This is a genomic window from Cryobacterium breve, from assembly GCF_027594785.1.
GTDB lineage: Bacteria > Actinomycetota > Actinomycetes > Actinomycetales > Microbacteriaceae > Cryobacterium > Cryobacterium breve_A.
The window spans coordinates 405,744-428,617 of sequence record NZ_CP075584.1; the positions used below are offsets into that span (position 1 = coordinate 405,744).

15 protein-coding genes and 5 pseudogenes are annotated in these 22,874 nt (G+C 67.0%); 10 read left to right on the plus strand and 10 right to left on the minus strand.

Annotated elements, in window-relative coordinates; all coding sequences use genetic code 11:
* Positions 1-640: 640 nt before the first annotated feature.
* The gene (locus KIV56_RS20130; RefSeq protein WP_432432590.1) at positions 641-898 is read right to left on the minus strand and encodes a hypothetical protein; all 258 of its coding nucleotides are present in this window, start codon (positions 896-898) and stop codon (positions 641-643) included.
* A 20-nt stretch (positions 899-918) separates the two neighbouring features.
* Between KIV56_RS20130 and KIV56_RS20135 the strand changes: the two genes are divergently transcribed.
* The 3 genes and pseudogenes from KIV56_RS20135 to KIV56_RS01955 all read left to right on the plus strand — a co-directional run bounded on the left by KIV56_RS20135 (position 919) and on the right by KIV56_RS01955 (position 4,268).
* Positions 919-1,350 carry a helix-turn-helix domain-containing protein gene (locus tag KIV56_RS20135; protein ID WP_432432591.1) on the plus strand — a complete coding sequence of 144 codons (432 nt, stop codon included), beginning with the start codon at positions 919-921 and terminating at the stop codon, positions 1,348-1,350.
* Positions 1,334-3,419: pseudogene (locus KIV56_RS01950) on the plus strand (DNA gyrase/topoisomerase IV subunit B). Before KIV56_RS20135 ends, KIV56_RS01950 begins: the two are co-directional and overlap by 17 nt.
* 72 nt (positions 3,420-3,491) lie before the next feature.
* Positions 3,492-4,268, plus strand: a complete 777-nt coding sequence (locus KIV56_RS01955; protein WP_281534960.1) for an SDR family NAD(P)-dependent oxidoreductase — start codon at positions 3,492-3,494, stop codon at positions 4,266-4,268.
* Between the two features lie 20 nt (positions 4,269-4,288).
* Here the strand turns inward: KIV56_RS01955 and KIV56_RS01960 are convergent, their stop codons facing one another.
* Positions 4,289-4,993, minus strand: a complete 705-nt coding sequence (locus KIV56_RS01960; RefSeq protein ID WP_281534961.1) for an SDR family NAD(P)-dependent oxidoreductase — start codon at positions 4,991-4,993, stop codon at positions 4,289-4,291.
* A gap of 84 nt (positions 4,994-5,077) precedes the next feature.
* Positions 5,078-7,633 (minus strand): annotated as a pseudogene (locus KIV56_RS01965) (DNA gyrase/topoisomerase IV subunit A).
* 107 nt (positions 7,634-7,740) lie between these two features.
* Here KIV56_RS01965 and KIV56_RS01970 point away from each other — a divergent pair.
* A complete protein-coding gene (locus KIV56_RS01970) occupies positions 7,741-8,904 on the plus strand; it encodes an alkaline phosphatase family protein (protein ID WP_281534962.1) in 1,164 nt (387 codons plus the stop codon).
* A 74-nt stretch (positions 8,905-8,978) separates the two neighbouring features.
* Here the strand turns inward: KIV56_RS01970 and KIV56_RS01975 are convergent, their stop codons facing one another.
* The gene (locus tag KIV56_RS01975; RefSeq protein ID WP_281534963.1) at positions 8,979-9,587 is read right to left on the minus strand and encodes a DUF3043 domain-containing protein; all 609 of its coding nucleotides are present in this window, start codon (positions 9,585-9,587) and stop codon (positions 8,979-8,981) included.
* A gap of 37 nt (positions 9,588-9,624) precedes the next feature.
* Here KIV56_RS01975 and KIV56_RS01980 point away from each other — a divergent pair, with 37 nt between their 5' ends.
* The 5 genes and pseudogenes from KIV56_RS01980 to ctaF all read left to right on the plus strand — a co-directional run bounded on the left by KIV56_RS01980 (position 9,625) and on the right by ctaF (position 14,745).
* Positions 9,625-11,055, plus strand: a complete 1,431-nt coding sequence (locus KIV56_RS01980; protein ID WP_281534964.1) for a dipeptidase — start codon at positions 9,625-9,627, stop codon at positions 11,053-11,055.
* 112 nt (positions 11,056-11,167) lie between these two features.
* Positions 11,168-11,525 (plus strand): annotated as a pseudogene (gene erpA, locus KIV56_RS01985) (iron-sulfur cluster insertion protein ErpA).
* Positions 11,526-11,687: 162 nt separating this feature from the next.
* Positions 11,688-12,576: pseudogene (gene ctaC / locus KIV56_RS01990) on the plus strand (aa3-type cytochrome oxidase subunit II).
* 3 nt (positions 12,577-12,579) lie between these two features.
* On the plus strand, positions 12,580-14,322 hold the full coding sequence (ctaD, locus tag KIV56_RS01995) for an aa3-type cytochrome oxidase subunit I (RefSeq protein WP_281534965.1): 1,743 nt from the start codon (positions 12,580-12,582) through the stop codon (positions 14,320-14,322).
* On the plus strand, positions 14,323-14,745 hold the full coding sequence (gene ctaF, locus KIV56_RS02000) for an aa3-type cytochrome oxidase subunit IV (protein ID WP_281534966.1): 423 nt from the start codon (positions 14,323-14,325) through the stop codon (positions 14,743-14,745).
* Positions 14,746-14,802: 57 nt separating this feature from the next.
* Here the strand turns inward: ctaF and KIV56_RS02005 are convergent, their stop codons facing one another.
* The 5 genes from KIV56_RS02005 to ctaE form a co-directional block, all read right to left on the minus strand.
* The gene (locus KIV56_RS02005; RefSeq protein ID WP_432432592.1) at positions 14,803-15,720 is read right to left on the minus strand and encodes a putative RNA methyltransferase; all 918 of its coding nucleotides are present in this window, start codon (positions 15,718-15,720) and stop codon (positions 14,803-14,805) included.
* Between the two features lie 49 nt (positions 15,721-15,769).
* Positions 15,770-17,365 carry a cytochrome bc1 complex cytochrome b subunit gene (gene qcrB / locus KIV56_RS02010; protein ID WP_281534968.1) on the minus strand — a complete coding sequence of 532 codons (1,596 nt, stop codon included), beginning with the start codon at positions 17,363-17,365 and terminating at the stop codon, positions 15,770-15,772.
* A 23-nt stretch (positions 17,366-17,388) separates the two neighbouring features.
* Positions 17,389-18,459 (minus strand): cytochrome bc1 complex Rieske iron-sulfur subunit, encoded by a 1,071-nt coding sequence (qcrA, locus tag KIV56_RS02015; protein ID WP_281534969.1) that lies wholly within the window; start codon positions 18,457-18,459, stop codon positions 17,389-17,391.
* Between the two features lie 93 nt (positions 18,460-18,552).
* Positions 18,553-19,365 carry a cytochrome bc1 complex diheme cytochrome c subunit gene (qcrC, locus tag KIV56_RS02020; protein WP_281534970.1) on the minus strand — a complete coding sequence of 271 codons (813 nt, stop codon included), beginning with the start codon at positions 19,363-19,365 and terminating at the stop codon, positions 18,553-18,555.
* Positions 19,366-19,388: 23 nt separating this feature from the next.
* Positions 19,389-20,078 carry an aa3-type cytochrome oxidase subunit III gene (ctaE, locus tag KIV56_RS02025; RefSeq protein WP_281534971.1) on the minus strand — a complete coding sequence of 230 codons (690 nt, stop codon included), beginning with the start codon at positions 20,076-20,078 and terminating at the stop codon, positions 19,389-19,391.
* Between the two features lie 85 nt (positions 20,079-20,163).
* On the opposite strand from ctaE, the gene trpD reads away from it, so the two are divergent.
* A complete protein-coding gene (trpD, locus tag KIV56_RS02030; RefSeq protein ID WP_281534972.1) occupies positions 20,164-21,216 on the plus strand; it encodes an anthranilate phosphoribosyltransferase in 1,053 nt (350 codons plus the stop codon).
* 88 nt (positions 21,217-21,304) lie between these two features.
* Here the strand turns inward: trpD and glpK are convergent.
* A pseudogene (gene glpK, locus KIV56_RS02035) lies at positions 21,305-22,827 on the minus strand (glycerol kinase GlpK).
* Positions 22,828-22,874: the final 47 nt, after the last annotated feature.

Here is a 22,874-nt window from a genome sequence, read left to right on the forward strand (position 1 = left end):
CGAACGACGCCTGAATCTGTGTGAGCACCACCACGATCAACGGCAACCACGACGCCGTGACTGTGTCGGCGGTACCCCCCGGTGCGATGTTCTGTGAGGACACGAGTCACGCTCCCAACTGATTTCTGTGCGAGTGGTTGCCAGACTAGGGCCACGGTTTCGGCGTGCGGCGGAGTTGGCGCGAAACTGCGCCTGTGCTGGCGCAAAACCGCTGCGGGGGTGCGAGGCCGTGACGCTGCAGTCCGGAGTCAACTCGTGAAGCATTGTGTTCCCGTTTGGGGGGCGATATTCTGCCGTTCTGTAAGAGAGCGCAGTCAGGGGTTCGGATGTGGGTGCCAGTGCCGAGCGACGCGGTGCGGCGTCTCACGGTGCAGTCAGGCATCCCGGTTCCCCTTCCCGACCACGCTGTCGGCTCCCTCCGGCAACGCCTCGAGGTCCCGGAAGAGGGAGTGTTCCATTTTTCGGCGACCAGGAAGGCGATCGGCAACACGACCGTGACGCTCGCCACCCAATCGGCCTTCCGGTATTCCGGGGGCACCAATTCCACCGCGAGCGCCCTGCACGTCGGCTTCGTTCTCAACGGCAGCATGACGATCGGACTCGGTCACCACCCGCCCCAGCGGTTCAGCCCGATCAGCGCCTACGTGATGCCTGCGGGGGTCGCGTCGTCCGTCCAGGCCACGGAGGTCACAAGGGGACTCGGCATCCAGCTGCCCCAGGCCCGCCTGACAGCCCGGGGGATCCAGCTCGCGGGCGAACGTCCGCGCCTCGAACGGTCGGCGTCCCTCGCTGCGCCCTTGCGGGTGCTGGCCCTCGCGGTCGTCGAAGCGGCCTGGACACCGACGGCCATCGGAGCATCGGTCACGGAGCGGACGATCGAGGACCTCGTGGTCGGCATGTTCCTGGAGGGCGAAGGGTATGCTATGGACAGCATCGACCTCCGGGCGGGCCTGCGCATGCGCGCCGTCGCCCACATCGCGGCCCGGCACCGGAACCGGGACCTCAGCCCGTCCGTCGTGGCCGCGCAGGCTGGGGGTGTCCCTGCGGCACCTGCAGCGGGCGTTCGAAGGCGGGGGCAGCACCGTCGCGGCGGAGATCAGCCGGTGTCGCGCGGAGTCGGCCGCACAGTTGTTGCTCGCACCGCGCACGGCGGGGCTCACGATCGCAGACATCGCGACACGTTCCGGGTACACCTCGGCCTTCGAGCTTCGCGCCGGGTTCCGCGCACGCTACGGCGTCCTGCCCTCCCAGTTCCGCGGCGGCGGCATGGCGCTGCCGGCGACACGAGCGTCCGGACGTGCAGAGTCCCCGGTCCCCGGCCAGTATTCTTGGGATGGTGAGTTCTTCTGACTATTCCGCCCGCCACCTCTCGGTACTCGAAGGCCTCGAGGCCGTGCGCAAGCGCCCCGGGATGTACATCGGCTCGACGGACTCCCGGGGGTTGATGCACTGCCTCTGGGAGATCATCGACAACTCCGTCGATGAGGCGCTCGGCGGTTTCGGTGCCGGGATCGATATCGTGCTGCACCCGGACGCGAGCGTCGAGGTCAGCGACACTGCACGCGGTATCCCCGTGGACATCGAACCGAAGACAGGACTGACCGGCGTCGAGGTCGTGTTCACCAAGCTGCACGCCGGCGGCAAGTTCGGCGGCGGTTCCTATGCGGCATCGGGCGGCCTGCACGGAGTCGGCGCGTCCGTCGTCAACGCCCTCTCGGAGCGCCTCGACGTGGAGGTCGACAGGGACGGCAAGACCTGGGCGATGTCGTTCCACCGCGGTGAACCCGGACTGTTCGCCGACACCGGGGAGAAGAGCCCGGACGCACCCTTCACCCCCTTCGAGCACCAGAGCGAACTCCGTGTGATCGGCAAGGTCCGTCGCGGTGTCACGGGAACCCGCATCCGCTATTGGGCCGACCGCCAGATCTTCACCAAGGGCGCGACGTTCCAGACCGAGGAACTGCTCGAACGGGCCCGGCAGACGGCGTTCCTCGTTCCCGGGCTCGCCCTGTCCATTGACGATCGCCGCGGCGATGAGCCCGTTGTCGAGGTGTTCCGGTTCGAGGGCGGCATCTCCGAATTCGTCGAGCACCTCTCAACGGATGCCGCCATCACGGACACCTGGCGCCTTACCGGCCACGGCACATTCACCGAGACCGTTCCGGTGTTGATGCCGACGGGTGCCATGGTCCCGACCGAACTTGTCAGGGACTGCGCCGTCGATATCGCGCTTCGCTGGGGGACCGGCTACGACACGATCGTCCGCAGCTTTGTGAACATCATCGCGACCCCCAAGGGCGGCACCCACCAGGCCGGTTTCGACGCCGGGCTGATCAAATTCCTCCGGGCGCAGGTCGAGTCTCAACGCGCGCAGGCTCAAGATGGGCTCAGACAAGCTGGAAAAGGACGATGTCATGGCAGGGCTCACCGCCGTGCTCACCGTGCGCCTGCCCGAGCCGCAGTTCGAAGGACAGACGAAGGAGGTCCTCGGAACGCCGGCTGTGCGCGCGATCGTCGCGAACGTCGTCGCGCAGGCGATGAACGAACGGTTCGTCTCGACCCGGCGCGACGACAAGACCCAGGCGGCCGTGCTGCTCGACAAGATCGTCGCCGAGATGAAGTCGCGTATTTCCGCGCGCGCCCACAAGGAGACGCAGCGGCGCAAGAACGCCCTGGAAAGCTCCTCGCTGCCCGCGAAGCTCGTCGACTGCCGCAGCAACGACGTGCTCAACAGTGAGCTGTTCATCGTCGAGGGCGACTCGGCGCTCGGCACCGCCAAGCTTGCGCGCGACAGCGAGCATCAGGCGCTTCTGCCCATCCGGGGAAAGATCCTGAACGTGCAGAAGGCGTCCGTCGCCGACATGCTCTCCAATCTCGAGTGCGCCTCGATCATCCAGGTGATCGGCGCCGGCTCCGGCCGCAGCTTCGACCTCTCGGCGGCGCGCTACGGCAAGGTCATCATCATGAGCGATGCGGATGTCGACGGCGCTCACATCCGCACCCTGCTGCTGACCCTGTTCTTCCGGTACATGCGCCCGATGATCACCGAGGGGCGGGTGTTCGCCGCAGTGCCGCCCCTGCACAGGGTGGTCGTGATGAACCCGGGCTCGAAGCCCAATGAGACCATCTACACCTACTCGGAGCCCGAACTGCACAGCGTGCTCGCGGCCCTGAAGAAGAGCGGCAAGCGGTACCAGGATCCGATCCAGCGGTACAAGGGGCTCGGCGAGATGGACGCGGACCAGCTGGCGACGACGACGATGGAGAGATCGCACCGGATGCTCCGCCGCGTGCGGGTCGCCGATGCCGAGCAGGCCGGCAAGGTCTTCGAACTCCTGATGGGCAACGACGTCGCCCCGCGCAAGGAGTTCATCATCGACAGCTCTGACAAGCTCAGCAGGGACCGCATCGACGTGTAATGCCTGATCTGCGGTGATATGGTCACCGCACACTGCCGGCATTGGCGCCGGCACAGGCGGAGGGCGCAACAGATGAACACTCAGGCGGACCAGGCACCGTTCCAGCCGGCACGATTCAGCGGCCGGACCATCATCGTGACCGGGGCGGGCAGCGGCATCGGAAGGGCGACGGCGCTCCGGCTCCTCAGTGAGGGCGCCCGGGTCATCGCCGCCGACATCTCCGCCGAGCGACTCGCCGTGCTGCAGGAGGATGGCGGAAGCGATCGGCTCGTCGGCGTGACCGGCGACGTGAGCCTGCAGGCTGACGTCGACGCGCTCTTCCTGGCCGCGGGCCCCACGGTCGACGGGCTGGTCAACAATGCCGGGATCATGGACTCGTTCCTGCCGACCGCCGAGATCACCGATGAGGTCTGGGACCGGGTCTTCCGGGTCAACGTGACGTCGCAGATGCGGCTGATGCGCGCCGTGCTTCCCGGCATGGTCTCGGCCGGTTTCGGGCGAATCGTGAACATCGCAAGCGAGGCGGGCATCCGCGCCGGGGCGTCCGGCACGACGTACAGTGCGTCCAAGCATGCCGTGATCGGACTGACCAAGAGCACTGCGCTGTTCTACGGGCCGAAGGGGGTGCGGTGCAACGCGGTCGCTCCCGGCGCGGTCAAGACGAACATCGAGGCTCCGTTCCTCTCCGCGTGGGCCGCTGAGCGCCTGGGACCGATCATGCAGACGACCATTCCGGCCCCCGCGGAGCCGGAGGAACTCGCCGCGTCCATTTGCTGGTTGCTGAGCGAGGACTCACCCAACGTCAACGGCGCCGTCCTGATGTCCGACGGCGGCTGGTCGACGATCTAGCGAACGCCGGTCTGCGGCGCTCAGGCGGGTGGGGCGAACGCGGAACTGGGCAGGTCGCGCTCCCCGGCGGCGATGGCGGCGACGATCCGCGCCGCGACGTCCCCTGGGTGGAGACCGGCAGGGAAGGCGGGCGCGACGCCTGAGATCGGGTGGTCGGCGAGACCTGTTTCGGTGTGGCCTGGGCGGGCGTCCATCACGCGGATGCCGCTGCGCCGAAGTTCTCGCCCTGCGGCCTGGCCGAATGCGGCGAGGGCGGCCTTGGAGGCCGAGTATGCAGCGAGGCCGGCGGTCGGGCTCTCGCTCACGACGCCGCTGAGAGTCACGAAGAAGGGTTCCCTTCCGGCGGCCGCGGATGCCGCGAGGCTGTCCGTCGCGGCGCGGAGAAGCCGGATGGGCGCGAGCGCGTTGACGGTGAAGAGTTCCTCGAGGGTGGCGTCCGTGAGCGTTCGGGCCGGCCCGAACGCGACGACACCCGCCGCGTTGACGACGCCGTCGAGCCCTCCGTTGGCCAGGACTGCGCGCGCGACGAGGGCGTCGACGGCCGGAGCGTCGGTCAGGTCGCCCGTGACGATGGTGCCGGGGATCCCGAGGGCTTCGAGCCTGGCCGCGTCACGCCCGGCCAGGACGAGCGTCGCGCCGGCGGCGGAGAGCTGCCTGGCGATTTCGCGGCCGAGGCCGCCCGTCGCGCCGACGACGAGGACGACAGAGCCGGGAAGTGTAGTCATCCGAACACTGTAGCCGGGAGAGCCGGGAGAGCCGGGCGGGCGGAACGCTCAGACCGCCGGGGCCGCCCGGACCGACGGGCGGGATCAGGCGATCCGGGCACCGATCGTGCCGATCAGGGCTTCGAGCATCGTTCCAGAGGCATCGCGCCGTGCCCCCGTCTCCGGAAGGGTGCGCGGCGATCCATCCGGACCGACCGCACGGGCCGGCATCGGACCGACCCAGGCGACCGCGATGGCGTCCTCTCCCTTGAGGAAGCGATGGGCGCGGACGCCGGACGTCGCGCGCCCCTTCGCGGGGAATTCGGTGAACTCGGAGACCTTGGCGCTGCCCGGGTCTGTGCCGGCGAGGGTGTGGCTGGACGCGGCGACGGTCGCGACGACGGCGGTCTCCGCGTCGTCGGCCGGCAGGCTCGTGAAGAACACGGCCCGCGCATCCGCCGCGAGCTTGATCCCGGCCATGCCGCCGGCGAGCCGACCCTGCGGCCGCACCGACGCCGCCGGGAAGCGCAGGAGCCTGGGCGTCGGACGTGACGAAGATGAGTTCGTCGTCCTCCGCGCCCTGCACGGCGCCGATCACGGCGTCCTTCGGCTTGAGCTGGATGATCTCGAAGTCCGGTCGGTTGGCCCAGTCGCCGGCGACGACGCGCTTGACGGTCCCGAACGCCGTTCCGAGTGCGATGGAGCGGTCGGACTCGAGGGACACGAGCGCGAGCACCGTCTCGGACCGGTCGGTCAGGCCCAGGTAGTCGGCCACGCGTACGCCTGCCCCGAGCTGGATGGACGTGGGAGGCATGACCGGCAGGTCGACCGGTGTGAACCGGATGAGCCTGCCGCGGCTCGTGACGGCGCCGACCTCGGCGCGGCTCGTCGTGTCGAGGGTCCCGAGAACGGCGTCGTGCTTGCTGCGGCGCTGGGTCGGCACGGTCCTGGTGCGGGGCGCGGATGCCGCATCACCGGTCTCGGTCTGGGCGGTCTCAGTGTGGAGCGGATCGAGATCGAAGGGGTTGTCATCGGCGGGCCCGATGGCGGCGAGGTCGACCCTGGCGATGCGGCCGGTCGCACTCAGGTAGACCCGGGTCGGCGTGTCGGTGAGTTCGAGCACCGGGGCGTTGCGTTTGGCGACGGCGCCGGCGATGCTCGGCTTCGCCTCGGTGAGGAGGGTGCGGCGGGGCGTGCCGAACTTCTCGGCGACGGCGGCGAGCTCGTCGGAGACGAGGGTGCGGATGGCCTGCTTGCTCCCGAGCAGCTTTTCCAGGAGGGCGATCTCGGCGAGGAGCCTGGTCGCGTTCGGCCTCGAGCCTCGATCTGGGAGAAACGGGTGAGGCGGCGCAGCCGGAGTTCGAGGATGTACTCGGCCTGGATCTGGCTCAGGCTCAGAAGACGTCGATCAGGCGCGTGCGGGCCTGCTCGGTGTCGTCGCTCGTGCGGATCACCTGGATGACCTCGTCGATGTCGACGATGGCGACGAGAAGGCCCTCGACGAGGTGCAGTCGTTCCTTGCGCCTGGCCAGGCGGTAGGCGCTGCGCCGGGTGACGACCTCGATCCGGTGGCCGACGTAGACGGAGAGGAGCTCGCGCAGGCCGAGGGTCTGCGGTCCGCCGTCCACGAGGGCGACCGCGTTGATGTTGAAGGAGTCTTCGAGGGGGGTGTACCGGTAGAGCTGCTCCAGAACGGCCAGGGGGCTGAAGCCGGTCTTGATGCCGATCACGAGCCGCAAGCCATGGGTGCGGTCGGTGAGGTCCGTGACGTCGGAGATGCCGCTGAGCTTCTTGGACGTGACGCCGTCCTTGATCTTTTCGATGACCCGCTCCGGGCCGACGAGATAGGGGAGTTCGGTGACGACCAGGCCCGATTTCCGGGCCGTGATGGCCTCGACGGAGACCTTTGCGCGAGTCTTGAAACTGCCGCGGCCCGTGAGGTAGGCGTCCTTGATCCCGGCGAGGCCGACGATCGTGCCCCCGGTCGGCAGGTCGGGACCCGGCACGTATTCCATCAGGCTCGTCGAGCGTCGCGTCGGGGTGGGCGAGCAGGTGCCGGGCCGCGCCGACGACTTCGATGAGGTTGTGCGGCGCCATGTTGGTCGCCATTCCGACGGCGATGCCCGCTGCCCCGTTGACGAGCAGGTTCGGGTACGCGGCGGGGAGCACGTCCGGCTGGGTCAGCTGGTTGTCGTAGTTCGGGACGAAGTCGACGACGTCTTCGTCGAGGTTCTCCGTCATCGCGAGGGCGGGGGCTGCGAGGCGCGCCTCGGTGTACCGCGGTGCGGCGGGGCCGTCGTCGAGGGAACCGAAGTTGCCGTGGCCGTCGATGAGGGGCACGCGGAGGGTGAAGGCCTGGGCCATCCGCACGAGCGCGTCGTAGATGGCGGTGTCGCCGTGCGGGTGCAGCTTCCCCATCACCTCGCCGACGACGCGCGCCGACTTCACGTGGCCCTTGTCCGGACGCAGGCCCATCTCGGCCATCTGGTAGAGGATCCGGCGCTGCACGGGCTTGAGGCCGTCCCTCGCGTCCGGGAGGGCACGGGAGTAGATCACCGAGTACGCGTACTCCAGGAACGATCCCTGCATCTCCGTCGAGACGTCGACGTCCTCGATGCGTTCGGTGAAAGCTGCGGGCGGGGTAGCGGGTGTGCGGCTCATTCGTGAATTCTGCTTGGGGTGCTCCGGTGGCAGGACCAGCGGCACGATCGGGTGGGCGCGCAGGCTGCGCGCCAGTGCAGGGCCCGGTCCGTGACAGACTTGACCCAATGCCCCCCATGCTACCGGCCCGCCAATTCAGTGCGCTGCGCCTTGCCGACGTCCTGTCAAGTTGCCTCTCGGCGGTCCTCGGCCGGGAGAATGCACTCCACCTCGCTGCCGTCGACAAGGCCGTCGTCGTGCTCGTCGACGGCCTCGGTGTCAGCTCGCTGCGGGCCAGGGCCGGCCATGCGCGCTACCTCACCTCGAAACTGACCAGGGCCGGGGTCGTCGACACCGTCTTCCCCGCCACGACCGCCGCCGCGATCACCAGCCTGACCACCGGGGTCGAACCCGGCCGGCACGGTCTCGTCGGCTACCGGGCCCTCGACGCCGCCAACGACAGGGTCGTCAACCAGCTGAGCGGCTGGGACGACCGGATGCCGCCGGACACCTGGCAGCGGACCCGTACCGTCTTCGAGCGCGCCACCGACGACGGTGTGCCGAGCTTCACCATCGGCCCGAAGCGGTACGCCCACTCCGGCTTCACCCTGGCGTCCCTCCGCGGCGCCCGCTACGTGCCGGCGGAGGGCATCGCCGATCGGTTCGCGGCGGCCCGCGCCCTGCTCGATGCCGAGCCGCGCGCCCTCGTCTACCTGTACGTGCCCGAACTCGACGTTGCCGCGCACGCGCACGGCTGGGAGTCCGCGAAATGGCTCGCGGCCCTCGAAGCCCTCGACTCCGCGGCGGGACGCTTCGCTGCCGGACTACGCCGGGACGAGGGGCTCATCGTCACCGCCGACCACGGTGTCCTCGACGTTCCCGCCACGAAACACGTGCTCTTCGACAGCGTTCCCGAACTCGTCGCCCCGGTGCGGCACATCGGGGGAGACCCGCGCTGCCTCTACCTGTACCTCGACGAGACCGCCGGGGAGGCCGCAGGGTCCGGATCGGAGGCAGCGACCGCGCTGGCGGAGACCTGGCGCGAGGTCGAGGGCGAGCGGGCCTGGATCTTCACGCGTGCGGAGGCCGTCACGGCCGGACTGTTCGGCAGCGTCGACGACGAGGTCCTGCCGAGGATCGGTGACGTGATCGTCGCAGCACGGAAGGCCGTGGCATACTATGACTCCCGCGAGCCGAACCAGTCGGCCAGGTCGATGATCGGCCAGCACGGTTCGCTCACGGATGAGGAACTGCGCGTCCCAGTGATCCGCGACGGTGCGTTCGGAGCGTAGCCGCGGCATCCGCCGGGGAACGCGTCAGGCCCGCCCCCCGAGGGGAACGGGCCTGAGGAAGGGCAGAAGGAGGCTCAGGCGGGGTACTGGCCGCGCTTGACCTGGGGCTTCGGAAGCCGCATCGCTCGCAGCTGGAGGGCGCGCATCGCCGCGTACCAGCGCACGCGTTCCGCCTTGGCGTCGCCGAACTTCGCCTTGACCTTGCGGGTCAGGGTGAAGCCGAGCAGGACGCAGTCCACGACGGCGATCAGGAAGAAGGCCCAGAGGGCGAGGATCCCGTAGGTCTGCACGTTGCGGTCGGGGAAGAAGGTGAGCAAGATGACGAGGAACATGACCGGGATCATGAACTCGCCGATGTTCACGCGGGCGTCCACGTAGTCGCGCACGAAGCGCTTCTGCGGGCCGCGCTCGCGGACGGGGAGGAACTTGTCCTCACCTGCGGCCATGCCGATCCTGGCCCTGTCGCGGGTCTCCGCGGACTTGGCACGTGCCTGGCGTGCGGCGAGCTTGCGGTCGTCCGGCACGAGGGGGCGCCGGTTGGCGGCCTCCTGCTCCTTACGGCTCGGCGTCGGCTGGCCTTTTCCTTCCGGGTGGCCGGCAGGGTGGGCGGCGGCGAGGCGCGCCCTCGTCTCGTCGATCGATTCAATCGGCGATTGTGCGTCTGGGTTCACTGGCTTGGCCACATCAGTTCCTTGCAATTAGTTGGATTAAGATTACCTGATGACCGTTACTCCAGATACTGCACCCGAAGCCGGGATCGCGGATGCGCCCGTGCGCGCCGCCGTCGAGGCCGCCCTTCCCGCCACGATCGCCGACCTGTGTGCCCTCGTCCGCATCCCGTCCGTGTCCTGGGACGCGTTCGATCCGGCCAGGGTGGCGGAAAGCGCGGAGGCCGTCGCCGACCTGGTCCGCGGGCTCAACGTCTTCGACGAGGTCGTCGTGACCCGTTCCGGAATTCCCGGCACCGCCGAACTGGGCCAGCCTGCCGTCCTCGCGCACCGGCCGGCCCGCAACGGCCGTCCCACCGTCCTGCTTTACGCCCACCACGACGTGCAGCCCCCCGGCCACGACATCGACTGGGAATCCACTCCGTTCGAGCCGACCGTCCGCGGAGATCGGCTCTACGGCCGGGGAGCCGCGGATGACAAGGCAGGCGTGATGGCACACGTCGCGTCGATCCGGGCACTGGCCGAGACCGCCGGTCCCGACTTCGACCTCGGAATCGCCGTGTTCATCGAGGGCGAGGAGGAATTCGGCAGTCGCTCATTCGCGGCATTCCTCGAGGACAACCGGGAGTCGCTCCGCGCTGACGTCATCGTCGTCGCCGACTCGAACAACTGGGATGTGGACACCCCCGCCCTCACGGTCGCCCTGCGCGGCAACGTCACCTTCCGCCTGACCGTCCGCACCCTCGAACATGCGTCCCACTCCGGCATGTACGGGGGAGCGGTACCGGACGCCATGATGGCCACCGTGCGCCTCCTCGCGAGCCTCTACGCGGAAGACGGCTCCGTGGCCGTCGACGGGCTCACAAGCCGGGACGTCCCGACTCCCGAATACACCGAGGAACAACTGCGTCTGGAGACCGGGCTCCTCGACGGTGCCACGCCCATCGGCCACGGCCCGCTGCTCAGCAGGCTCTGGTCGCAGCCGGCCATCACGATCACGGGCATCGACGCGCCGAGCGTCGCGAACGCCTCGAACACCCTGTCCCCGGTCGTGAGCGTGCGGCTGAGCACCCGGATCGCTCCCGGCCAGCCCGCTGTCGAGGCCTACCGAGCCCTCGAGGCACACCTGCGCGCCCACGTTCCGTATGGGGCGACCATCACGATCGACGACGTCGACACCGGCGAGGCGTTCCTCGTCGACGACAGCGGCTGGGCCGTGCCCCTCGCCCTCGGGGCGATGACGGATGCCTGGGGCAAGCCCCCCGTCAACGTCGGCATCGGCGGCTCCATTCCGTTCATCTCGGACCTCGTCCGGGTGTTCCCGGAGGCCCAGATCCTCGTCACGGGCGTCGAAGACCCCGATTCCCGGGCGCACAGCCCCAACGAGTCCCTGCACCTGGGCGTGTTCAAACGGGCGGTCCTCGCCGAGGCCTTCCTGCTCGACCGGCTCAACCGCCGCACGGGGACTCCGGCCGACCGGTGAGCGCATCCGCCCGGGTCAGCGGCCGAAGGCCGCCAAGCGGGAATTACTGCGGCGGTCTCACCGTTGCTGCAGGTAGAATCTGTCAGAATTCGAGCACAGCGCAAGGAGCGTCATGACCGACACCATCACAACCAGCACCGCCGCCCACGGAGTGGGCCTGAGCGAGGCCGCAGCACTGAAGGTACGAAGCCTGCTCGCCCAGGAAGGCCGCGAGGACCTGCGCCTCCGCGTCGCCGTCCAGCCCGGCGGCTGTTCCGGCCTTATCTACCAGCTCTACTTCGACGAGCGTGTGCTCGACGGTGACGCACTCGTCGATTTCGACGGCGTCGAGGTCGTTGTCGACAAGATGAGCGTCCCGTACCTGGACGGCGCCTCCATCGACTTCGAGGACACCATCCAGAAGCAGGGTTTCACCATCGACAACCCCAACGCGGGCGGCAAGCTGCGCCTGTGGCGACTCGTTCAGCTAGGGAATACGTAGGATGCCGGGCGGGCCGCCCGGCATCTTGGCGTGGATTCGTTACCGGATCAGCGCCTGCGCTGCACCCCGGAGCTCATCCCGCGCAGTAGGCTGTCATTCACACAGAGGCACTTCCGATGAAGTGATGTCGAGACTCCCCGAAAGGTTACTGGTGCGCAAAAACCACCGTCTCCGATGGGCTGCAATTCCGATCGCAGCGTCGTTGGTCATTGTTCTAGCGGGGTGCACCCAAGCCCAGGCTCCACGGCTTCCTGCCCGGCTTCGTCGAGGGCGAACCGGCGGTGACGAACCAGACCGACCGCGTAGCCGGTCTCTGGACGACATCCTGGATCGTGCTGCTGGTCGTCGGCCTGATCACCTGGGGCCTGACGATCTGGGCCGTGGTCGTCTACCGGCGCCGCAAGGGCCAGACCGGACTCCCGGTGCAGCTGCGGTACAACATGCCGATCGAGATCTTCTACACGATCGTCCCCCTCATCCTCGTCATCGGCTTCTTCGCATTCACCGCGAGGGACCAGGCCGCGATCGAGGCACGGTTCGACTCTCCGGACGTGAAGATCGAAGTCATCGGCAAGCAGTGGGCCTGGGACTTCAACTACGTCAACGAGGACGTCTACTCCGCGGGCATCCAGGGCCAGCCGAACCTCGACGGCCCCAAGGGTTCGCTCGTCGAATCCGAATTGCCGACTCTCGTCCTCCCGGTGGGCAAGAAGATCGAACTGGCGCTCGAGTCCCGTGACGTCATCCACTCCTTCTGGGTCATCGACTTCCTCTACAAGAAGGACATGATCCCCGGCAAGACCAACTACATGTCGGTCATCCCCGAGCGGATCGGCACCTACTCCGGCAAGTGCGCAGAGCTCTGCGGTGAGTACCACTCGCTCATGCTCTTCAACGTCAAGGTCGTGTCTGAGGCCGACTACGAGGCATACACCGCCTCGCTCAAGACGGCCGGCAACACCGGACAGCTCGACAACGGGTACAACCGCAACCAGAATCTTCCGGGCACGTCCGCCCCGGCGGCAGAGGAAGGCAAGTAGGCCATGACCACAACCGCACCCGCAGCAGCCGCGACGCCGGCCGCCCCGACCGCCCCGCGTCGTCCGACGGGCGTCGAGCGCAAGGGCAACGTCCTCGTTCGCTGGATCACCTCCACCGACCACAAGGTGATCGGGTACATGTACCTCATCACCTCGTTCGTCTACTTCTGCCTCGCCGGTGTGATGGCGCTCGTCATCCGCGCCCAGCTTTTCGAGCCAGGCCTCGAAGTCGTTCAGACCAAGGAGCAGTACAACCAGCTGTTCACGATGCACGGCACGATCATGCTGCTGATGTTCGCGACACCGTTGTTCTTCGGTTTCGCGAACTCGCTGATGCCGCTGCAGATCGGCGCCCCCGACGTCGCCTTCCCCCGCCTCAACGCCTTCTCGTTCTGGGCCTTCTTCTTCGGCAGCCTCATCGCCGTCGGCGGGTTCCTCACCCCACAGGGAGCGGCATCCTTCGGTTGGTTCGCCTACCAACCGCTTGCTAGTACGACGTTCTCACCCGGCGTCGGAGGAAACCTCTGGATGGTCGGCCTGGGACTGTCCGGGTTCGGAACCATCCTCGGAGCGGTCAACTTCATCACGACCATCATCACGATGCGCGCCCCCGGCATGACCATGTTCCGCATGCCGATCTTCACCTGGAACACGCTCGTCACGTCGTTGCTGGTACTGATGGCCTTCCCGGTGCTCGCCGCAGCGCTGCTCGCCGCGGCCTCTGACCGCATCTTCCTCTCGCACATCTACGATCCGGCCAACGGTGGCGCCATCCTCTGGCAGCACCTGTTCTGGTTCTTCGGCCACCCCGAGGTGTACATCATCGCGCTGCCGTTCTTCGGCATCGTCTCCGAGGTGTTCCCGGTCTTCAGCCGCAAGCCGATCTTCGGGTACAAGACGCTGATCTACGCGACCATTTCGATCGCCGCCCTGTCGGTCGCGGTCTGGGCCCACCACATGTACGTAACCGGTTCGGTGCTGCTGCCGTTCTTCTCGCTCATGACGATGCTCATCGCCGTTCCGACGGGTGTGAAGATCTTCAACTGGATCGGCACGATGTGGCGAGGGTCGCTGACCTTCGAGACGCCGATGCTGTGGGCGCTCGGCTTCCTGGTCACCTTCACCTTCGGCGGGCTGACCGGCGTCATCCTCGCCTCGCCGCCACTCGACTTCCACGTCTCGGACACCTATTTCGTCGTGGCGCACTTCCACTACGTCATCTTCGGCACCGTCGTGTTCGCCATGTTCAGCGGCTTCTACTTCTGGTGGCCGAAGTGGACGGGCAAGATGCTCAACGAGAGCCTCGGCAAGTGGCACTTCTGGTTCCTGTTCATCGGGTTCCACACCACCTTCCTTGTGCAGCACTGGCTCGGCGTCGTCGGCATGCCGCGTCGTTACGCCTCGTACTCTCCGGAGGACGGCTTCACCTGGATGAACCAGCTCTCCACCATCGGCTCGATGATCCTCGCGGTCTCGATGATCCCGTTCTTCCTGAACGTGTACATCACGGCCCGCAAGGCGCCGAAGGTCACGGTGAACGACCCGTGGGGCTTCGGAGCATCCCTCGAGTGGGCCACGTCGTGCCCGCCGCCGCGGCACAACTTCACGTCGATTCCGCGCATCCGCTCGGAGCGCCCTGCTTTCGACCTCAACCACCCCGAGGTCGCCATGCCGGTCGGAATCGGACCGGGCAAGGATGGTCCCGATGCACCTGTCTACGACGCCGGAACGAACGAGGTCAAATAAATGAGGGCAAACACCAACCTGCTCTGGCTGCTCGCGGGCTTCTTCGCCCTCGTAACGGTCGCGTACATCATCTGGGGCCTCGTCGACCCGCACCAGCACAGCATCGAATGGGCGGGAACCTTCGCCCTCGCGCTGAGCTCGGTGTTCGTGAGTTTCGTCGCGTTCTACCTCTCCCGGGTGCACGGCGCCCAGGGCGGGGAGCTCCCGGAGGACCGCCTCGACGCGAACGTCGATGACGGCGACCCCGAGGTCGGCTTCTTCAGCCCGTGGAGCTGGTGGCCGATCCTTCTTGCCGCGAGTGCGGCGTTGCTGTTCCTCGGCCTGGCGATCGGCTTCTGGATCTCGATCATCGCGCTCGGCGTCGGCGTGATCTGTCTCATCGGCTGGGTGTACGAGTACTACCGCGGAAACTTCGCGCGCTAAGCATCCTGGTTCGCGAAAGCGGGTGAATCGTCGGTCTCAACTTCTGAGACCGGCGATTCACCCGCTTTCGCGTTGACGGGGGAGAGCGGGCACGGCGCGGCGACGGAAGCCGAGCACGTTGAAGGAGAACGTCACCGGGTTCCTGGCGGGCCAGCGGTCCGCGACCGTCTCCGTCCCCGTGTGGTGGGCTGAGGGACCCATCCCGATCAGCGCGGCAACCTCGTCCGCGCCGAGGTAGTGACGGCCGGAGACCCCGATGCGGGCCTCGAGTGCGAACCAGGGCCCCAGGGCGACACGGAGGTCTTCCGCCTTGTTCGGCGGGATGTCGAGGGCCAGGCCCGCGTCACGAAGCTCACGGAGATGGTCGTCGTGGGGCACGACGACCGCGAGGAGACCGTCGTCCCGGAGCACACGATAGAACTCCGGGGGATTGCGGGGGGCGAAGACGTTCAGGAGCACGTCGGCGATGCCCGTCCGGACCGGAAGGTCGGTCCACACGTCGGCGACGAGTCCGTCCACGAGGGGCGGGTCCGGGAGCCTCTCGTCTGCGACGGCAGCATGTCCGGGTCGTGAGGCAGCGCGGGCGGCGGCCACGGTGCGGGCGACGGCGACGGGGGAGAGGTCCATTCCGAGGAATCCGGCGGCCGGGCAGGCTTCGGTCACTCCGCGGAGGTAATACCCGGTGCCACAGCCGATGTCGAGGACCCGATCGGGACTCTCCGGAGCGACGAGCGTCATGACGGCACTCCGCAGGTCTGCGTACCAGCCCGCCTCGAGGAAGGCCGTACGCGCATCGAGCATTGCGGCGCTGTCACCCACCACATGGCTGCGACCGCTCAGAAGCGACACATAGCCGCGCCGGTTGGCGTCGAACGAGTGCCCCGCGGAGCATCGCAGCACGAGGTCGCCCGCGGGTGTGAGAGGCGAGAAACAGTTCGGGCACCGAAGCCACTCCGACAAGGTCTGGAGGGACATCGATGCCCGATCTGTTCATGTTGTGTTGTGGTGAAGGTGGGACCGCTTGTTAGTGGTGATCCCCGTGGCTCTGCTCGAGTTCCGTCGTGGTGACCGGAACGATCCGATCTTCGAAGAACCAGCGGGAGAGTCCGCCGCGCACGCGCTGGCCGGCCGTGATCCTGCCCTGGTCGTTCGGGCGGATCATCAGGGGCTTGTAGTCGGAATAGCTCACGAGCTTCCAGCGCTCGTACTCGTCGACGGGCTGGTGCACCTCGATGTACTCGCCACCGGGCAGACGCACGATCCGGCCCGACTCGTAGCCGTGCAGGACGATCTCGCGATCCTTCTTCTGGAGTGCGAGGCAGACCCGTTTGGCGACGAAGAACGCGATGAATGGTCCGACGATCGTGGCGAACTGGCAGGCGTGGATGACGCCCTCCATCGTCACGTGGAAGTGCGTGGCGATGATGTCCGAGGATGCGGTCGACCACAGCGCGGCGTAGAAGGTGACGCCGGCGGCGCCGATCGCGGTGCGGGTCGGAGCGTTACGCGGACGGTCGAGGATGTGGTGCTCGCGCTTGTCCCCGGTCACCCAGGCCTCGATGAACGGGTAGATCAGCACGACGAGGATGAAGAGTCCGAGGCTGACCAGAGGAATCAGGATGTTGAACGACCAGGTGCGGTCGAGCCAGACGAACTCGAGCCCCGGCGGAATCAGGCGCAGCGCCCCATCGGCAAAGCCGATGTACCAGTCGGGCTGGGTGCCGGCCGAGACCGGGGAGGGGTCATAGGGACCGTAGTTCCAGATCGGGTTGATCGTGAACAGCGAAGCCATCAACATCACGACGCCGAAGACGATGAAGAAGAATCCACCGGCCTTGGCGGCGTACACCGGCAGCACCGGGTAGCCGACGACGTTCTGGTTCGTACGCCCGGCACCGGGGTACTGGGTGTGCTTGTGCACGACGACGAAGAGCAGGTGCATTGCGATGAGGGCGATGATGATGGCCGGCAGCAGCAGGATGTGCAGCGAGTACAGCCGTCCTACGATCGCCTCGCCGGGGAACTCTCCGCCGAAGAGGAGGAAGGAGATCCAGGTTCCGACCAGCGGGATCCCCTTGACCATTCCGTCGATGATGCGCAGGCCGTTGCCGGACAGCAGGTCGTCGGGGAGGGAGTAGCCGGTGAAGCCCTCGGCCATCGCGAGGATGAAGAGGATGAAGCCGATGACCCAGTTGAGTTCGCGGGGCTTGCGGAACGCGCCCGTGAAGTAGATCCGGAGCATGTGCAGGCCGATCGACGCCACGAACAGCAGTGCCGCCCAGTGGTGCACCTGGCGCATCAGGAGGCCGCCGCGGATGTCGAAGGAAATGTTGAGCGATGAGGACATCGCCGCGGACATTTCGACGCCCTTGAGCGGCACGTAGGAGCCCTCGTAGTGGACGGGGGCCATCGAGGCGCTGAAGAAGAACGTCAGGAACGTCCCGGACAGCAGGATGATGACGAAACTGTAGAGGGCGACCTCACCGAGGAGGAAGGACCAGTGGTCGGGGAAGATCTTCCGGCCGAGTTCCTTCACCGCGGTGGAGATGCTCGTGCGCTCGTCGATGTAATTCGCCGCCGCGCCCGTGAAGCCGCCGTTGCTCTTCGTCGTCTCGACCACGCCTGTGGTCGTTTTCGTGATACTCAATGCCGCTCCCAGAAACTCGGTCCGACGGGTTCAGTGAAATCGCTCTGCGCAATGAGGTAGCCCTCAGAGTCTACCGCGATGGGCAGCTGGGGGAGCGGCCGCTTGGCCGGTCCGAAGATGACCTCGCAGTGGTTCGACACGTCGAACTGTGACTGGTGGCACGGGCAGAGCAGGTGGTGGGTCTGCTGTTCGTAGAGGGCCACGGGGCAGCCGACATGGGTGCAGATCTTGGAGTACGCGACGATGCCGTCGTACGACCAGCCTGCACGCTCGGGGAGCTCGTTGAGGTCCTCGGGCTTGAGCCGCATCAGCAGGACGGCGGCCTTGGCCTTCTCTTCCAGGCGACCGCTCGGGAGGTCCTGCAGACCTTCCGGAATGACGTGGAAGGCGGAGCCGAGGGTGACGTCGGACGCCTTGATCGGCGTACCCGTCGGGTCGATCGCCAGGCGGGTCCCCTTCGTCCACATCGTGTGGGTGAGCAACTCAGAGGGGTTCTCGTTCATCGGACCGAGGCCGCGGAAGAGAACGACCGCGGGAAGGGGGAAGGCGATGAGCGCACCGATCAGGCTGTTGCGGATGAGGCTGCGGCGTCCGATCCCGGACTCCTCGTTTGCCTCGGCGAAGATCTCGACGGCCCGTGCCCTGGTCTCCTCCGAGCCGCGGACAGGGTGCCTGACGTCGATGCCTTCGTGGTCGCTCATCAGCGCCTTGCCCCAGTGGACGGCGCCGATGCCGATCGCCAGCAGCGCGAGGGCGAGGCCGAGGCCAATGAAGAGGTTGTTCAGCCGCACGGAACCCGGGTCGGTGTCCACGATCGGGAACGCCATGTACGCGGCGATCGCAAAGACGCTGCCGACGATCGACAGGTAGAAGAGCGTGTAGACCGTGCGCTCGGCACGGCGTTCGGCGCTCGGGTTCAGGTCGGTGACGCGGGGGCGGTGCGGCGGGAATCCAGGGTTGTCCACGGCGTCGCGCACGACAACGGCCGTGCCGGCGTTTGCGGGGTTGTGCCCGGCGCCGGAGTCAGCAGCGGTGAGGTCCTTCCCGCTGTTATCGTCCGTGGCCATTGTGCTCCTTTGTCTGCTGTGTGTCGTGCAGTTGTGTGCCGAGCAGGTGTGTCTGCTGCATGCTTCTGATTCCGCGCCCTGTTCGGATGCGGGTCAGTTCGATTTCGCGGTGATCCACACCGTCAACCCGACGATCGCGCCGAGTCCGAAGATCCAGAGGAACAGTCCTTCGGAAACGGGGCCGAGCGAGCCGAGGGCGTAGCCGCCCGGGGACGGGTTGTTCTCGAGGTACTTGAGGTAGGTGATGATGTCGCGCTTGCTCTCCGGGGAGATGTTCATGTCGTTGAAGACCGGCATGCTCTGCGGCCCCGTGATCATGGCCTCGTAGATGTGCTGGGCGGACACGCCGTCGAGAGCGGGGGCGAACTTGCCCTGGGTGAGGGCACCTCCGGCGCCCGCGACGTTGTGGCACATGGCGCAGTTGATGCGGAAGAGCTCTGCGCCCTTCGCGGAGTCGCCCTGTGCGTCGAGGTAGCGCGCATCGGGGACGGCCGGTCCGGGGGCGAGGGAGGCGACGTAGGCGGCGAGGGCTGCGATCTGTTCTTCCGTGAACGAGACGGCCTTCTTCTCTGCCTGAGGACCGTCCATCTGCATGGGCATCCGGCCGGTGCCGACCTGGAAGTCGACGGAGGCCGCACCGACACCGATGAGGCTGGGCCCGGATCCGGTTCCGGCGGCGCCGAGGCCGTGGCAGGTGGCGCAGTTGCTCGCGAACAGCTTCTGACCTTCTCCGATGGTCTGCTGAGACGAGGCATCGGTCTGGGCGCTCGCGGTGCTCGTGCTGAACAGCGCATAGGCGCCGCCGGTGAAGAGCAGTCCGATGGCGATCAGGGCGACACTGGCAAGTGGGCTGCGGCGGCCGGATTTGCGCACGCGGGCCGGCTTGGGGGTGTTGGTCGTGGTCATTCTGAGGTGTCCGCTCCGGATCTCTATTTGAGGACGTAAATGACGAGGAAGAGGCCGATCCAGACGACATCGACGAAGTGCCAGTAGTACGAGACGACGATGGCGCTCGTCGCCTCCTTGTGACCGAAGTTCTTGACCGCGAACCCGCGGCCGATCACGAGGAGGAAGGCGATCAGGCCGGCGGTGACGTGGATGCCGTGGAAGCCGGTGGTGAGATAGAACGCCGAACCGTATGCGTTGCTCTGCAGCGAAACACCCTCGGAGACCAGGGTGGCGTACTCCCAGATCTGCCCGGATACGAAGACGGCGCCGAGGGCGTAGGTCAGGAAGAACCACTCGACCATGCCCCACTGGCTGGGCTTCCAGCCCGTTGAGCGGGCCTGGAGACGCTCAGCGGCGAACACGCCGAACTGGCACGTGATCGACGAGGAGACGAGGATCAGGGTGTTCACGAGCGCGTAGGGGAAGTTGTGCTTCTCGGCCTCGAACTGCCACAGTTCCGGCGAGGTCGACCGCAGCGTGAAGTAGATGGCGAACAGGCCGGCGAAGAACATGACTTCGCTGCCCAGCCACACAATGGTGCCGACAGCAACGCTGTTGGGCCGATTTACCACGGGCGCTGTGGCTGAATAAGTTATCGAAGGGCTCGTCACTCGTCCATTATGGCCGATTTCGCAGCGGGGGTGCGCACCATGCGGATGCGGGTGGGTCATTTGCCCAAAAGGTGACCAGATTGGAACGAAAGCGCCGCTGGGGCAGATTCGGAACCCGGCAGCGGATTCGCTTAAGATCGGGTTCATGCTCGATATCCAGTCCTGGCCCAATGTCCTCAGCGCCCTGCTCAACGGGGAGGACCTGAGCGTGTCCGACGCGGCGTGGAGCATGGAACAGGTGATGCAGGGCAACGCGACGCCGGCCCAGATCGCCGGGTTCCTCGTCGCCCTGCGCGCCAAGGGCGAGACCGTCGATGAGATCGTCGGCTTCCGGGACGCCATCCTCGACCACGCCGTCGCCCTCCCGGTCAACCCGATGGCCCTCGACATCGTCGGCACCGGCGGCGACCGTTTCGGCACTGTCAACATTTCGACGATGGCGTCGATCGTCTGTGCCGGCGCGGGCGTTCCTGTCATCAAGCATGGGAACAGGGCGGCGAGTTCGGCATCGGGGGCATCTGACGTCCTGTCGGCCCTCGGGATCGACCTCACCCTGTCTGCGGAGAAGGTCGGGGCGATCCTCGAGGCGACGGGAATCACTTTCGCATACGCCGCCGCGTTCCATCCCGGTTTCCGGCACGCCGGAGCGGTCAGGTCCGAACTGGGGATCCCGACCGTCTTCAACTACCTCGGGCCGCTCTGCAACCCGGCTCGCCCGGAGGCCTCCGCCGTCGGCGTGGCCGGCCTCGACCGAGTTCCGCTCATCGTCGGCGTCTTCCAGACCCGGGGAGCGGCGGCGCTGGTGTTTCGCGGGGACGACGGACTCGACGAGCTCACGACGACCGGCCACAGTCATGTCTGGGAGGTGTCGAGGGGTCTCGTGACCGAGCACGACATCGACCCGCGCGATCTCGGCATCCGCCGCGCCTCGATGAGCGAACTCGTCGGCGGAGACCCGGCACACAACGCGGAAGTGGTGCACCAGACGCTCGCCGGGCAGGCGGGCGCCGTGCGGGACATCGTGCTCCTCAATGCGGCGGCCGGACTCGTCGCCTTCGATCTCGCGAAGAATCCGGTGTCCGCGCAGTCGAGCATCCTCGACCGTTTCCGCGACAAGCTGGCCGTGGCAGCGGAATCCATCGACTCCGGGGCGGCTGCGGCGAAACTGGCCGAATGGGTCACCGCCAGTCGCGTGTAGCCGCCAGACCCGAACAGCGAGCCCTCAACCGGTTCGACGGAGATTTCGACAGCGCCAAAATCTCCGTCGAAACGGTGAGGTGTTCTTCTTACAGCACGTCCTCGTCGACCCAGCCGAAGGTCTTCGTGACGGCCTTCTTCCAGTTGCGCAGCTGCCGGTCGCGCTCGGCGACGGTCATCTGCGGGGTCCAGCGGCTGTCTTCCTGCCAGTTGGCGCGGAGTTCGTCGAGATCGCTCCAGAAACCCACCGCGAGCCCCGCGGCGTATGCCGCACCGAGCGCCGTGGTCTCCGCGACGACGGGCCGGACGACGGGCACGCCGAGGATATCGGCCTGGAACTGCATGAGCGTGTTGTTGGCGATCATGCCGCCGTCGACCTTGATCTCGGTGAGCGGAACCCCGGAGTCGGCGTTGACCGCGTCGATCACCTCCCTGGTCTGGAACGCGGTCGCCTCGAGTGCTGCCCGGGCGATGTGGCCCTTGTTCACGAACCGGGTCAGCCCGACGAGGGCGCCGCAGGCGTCCGAGCGCCAGTACGGCGCGAACAGCCCCGAGAACGCGGGCACGAAGTAGGCGCCGCCGTTGTCGTCGACGGACTTTGCGAGAGTCTCGACCTCTTCGGATGAACTGATCATGCCGAGGTTGTCGCGCAGCCACTGCACGAGCGCTCCGGTGACGGCGATCGACCCCTCGAGTGCGTAGTGCGGTTCCGCGTCGCCGAGCTTGTAGCCGAGGGTCGTGAGGAGGCCGTTCTTCGAGTGGACGATCTCGGTGCCGGTGTTGAAGATCAGGAAGTTACCGGTGCCGTAGGTGTTCTTCGCCTCGCCCGCGTCGAACGCGGCCTGGCCGAACGTCGCGGCCTGCTGGTCGCCGAGGATGCCCGAAATCGGGACCTCGCGCAGCAGGCTGTGTTCGTTGACCGTGCCGTAGACCTCGGAGGAGGAACGGATCTCGGGCAGCATCGAGCGCGGCACGTCGAACGCGGCGAGGATGTCGTCGTCCCACTGCAGGGTCTCGAGGTCCATGAACATCGTGCGGCTCGCGTTGGTGACGTCGGTCGCGTGCACGCCGCCCTCGAGGCCGCCGGTGAGGTTCCAGAGCACCCAGGAGTCCGTCGTGCCGAACATCGAACATCAGCTCGCCGCCATCCGCCTTGGCCCTGGCTCCCTCGACGTTCTCGAGGATCCAGACGATCTTCGTGCCCGAGAAGTACGTGGCGAGCGGCAGTCCGACCTGCTTCTTGAAGCGCTCGACGCCGCCGTCGGCGGCGAGGCGGTCGACGATGGGCTGGGTACGGGTGTCCTGCCAGACGATCGCGTTGTAGACGGGGGAGCCCGGTGGTGCGGTCCCAGACCACGGCGGTCTCGCGCTGGTTGGTGATGCCGACGGCGACGATGTCGTGCCGGGTCAGGTTCGCTTTGGACAGCGCCTGCCCGATGACCTCACGGGTGTTGTTCCAGATCTCCATCGGGTCGTGCTCGACCCAGCCTGCCTGGGGGAAGATCTGTTCGTGCTCGAGCTGGCCGGTCGAGACGATCGACCCGGCCTTGTCGAAGATGATCGCCCGGGAGCTCGTGGTGCCCTGGTCGATGGCGATGACGTATTGGGCCATGGAATACCTCCTTGTATTGTTCTGACTCATGCTGATACTGACTGACT

Excerpts from the sequence above, each read along its gene's own strand:
- ctaF (WP_281534966.1), top strand. The coding sequence starts at position 14,323 with ATGAGGGCAAACACCAACCTGCTCTGGCTGCTCGCGGGCTTCTTCGCC.
- KIV56_RS20130 (WP_432432590.1), bottom strand. The coding sequence starts at position 898 with ATGCCGACCACGAGGTCCTCGATCGTCCGCTCCGTGACCGATGCTCCG.
- KIV56_RS01980 (WP_281534964.1), top strand. The coding sequence starts at position 9,625 with ATGACCGTTACTCCAGATACTGCACCCGAAGCCGGGATCGCGGATGCG.
- KIV56_RS02005 (WP_432432592.1), bottom strand. The coding sequence starts at position 15,720 with ATGTCCCTCCAGACCTTGTCGGAGTGGCTTCGGTGCCCGAACTGTTTC.
- KIV56_RS01970 (WP_281534962.1), top strand. The coding sequence starts at position 7,741 with ATGCCCCCCATGCTACCGGCCCGCCAATTCAGTGCGCTGCGCCTTGCC.
- KIV56_RS01960 (WP_281534961.1), bottom strand. The coding sequence starts at position 4,993 with ATGACTACACTTCCCGGCTCTGTCGTCCTCGTCGTCGGCGCGACGGGC.
- KIV56_RS20135 (WP_432432591.1), top strand. The coding sequence starts at position 919 with ATGCTATGGACAGCATCGACCTCCGGGCGGGCCTGCGCATGCGCGCCG.
- qcrC (WP_281534970.1), bottom strand. The coding sequence starts at position 19,365 with ATGACCACGACCAACACCCCCAAGCCGGCCCGCGTGCGCAAATCCGGC.
- ctaD (WP_281534965.1), top strand. The coding sequence starts at position 12,580 with ATGACCACAACCGCACCCGCAGCAGCCGCGACGCCGGCCGCCCCGACC.
- trpD (WP_281534972.1), top strand. The coding sequence starts at position 20,164 with ATGCTCGATATCCAGTCCTGGCCCAATGTCCTCAGCGCCCTGCTCAAC.
- qcrA (WP_281534969.1), bottom strand. The coding sequence starts at position 18,459 with ATGGCCACGGACGATAACAGCGGGAAGGACCTCACCGCTGCTGACTCC.
- KIV56_RS01955 (WP_281534960.1), top strand. The coding sequence starts at position 3,492 with ATGAACACTCAGGCGGACCAGGCACCGTTCCAGCCGGCACGATTCAGC.
- ctaE (WP_281534971.1), bottom strand. The coding sequence starts at position 20,078 with ATGACCCACCCGCATCCGCATGGTGCGCACCCCCGCTGCGAAATCGGC.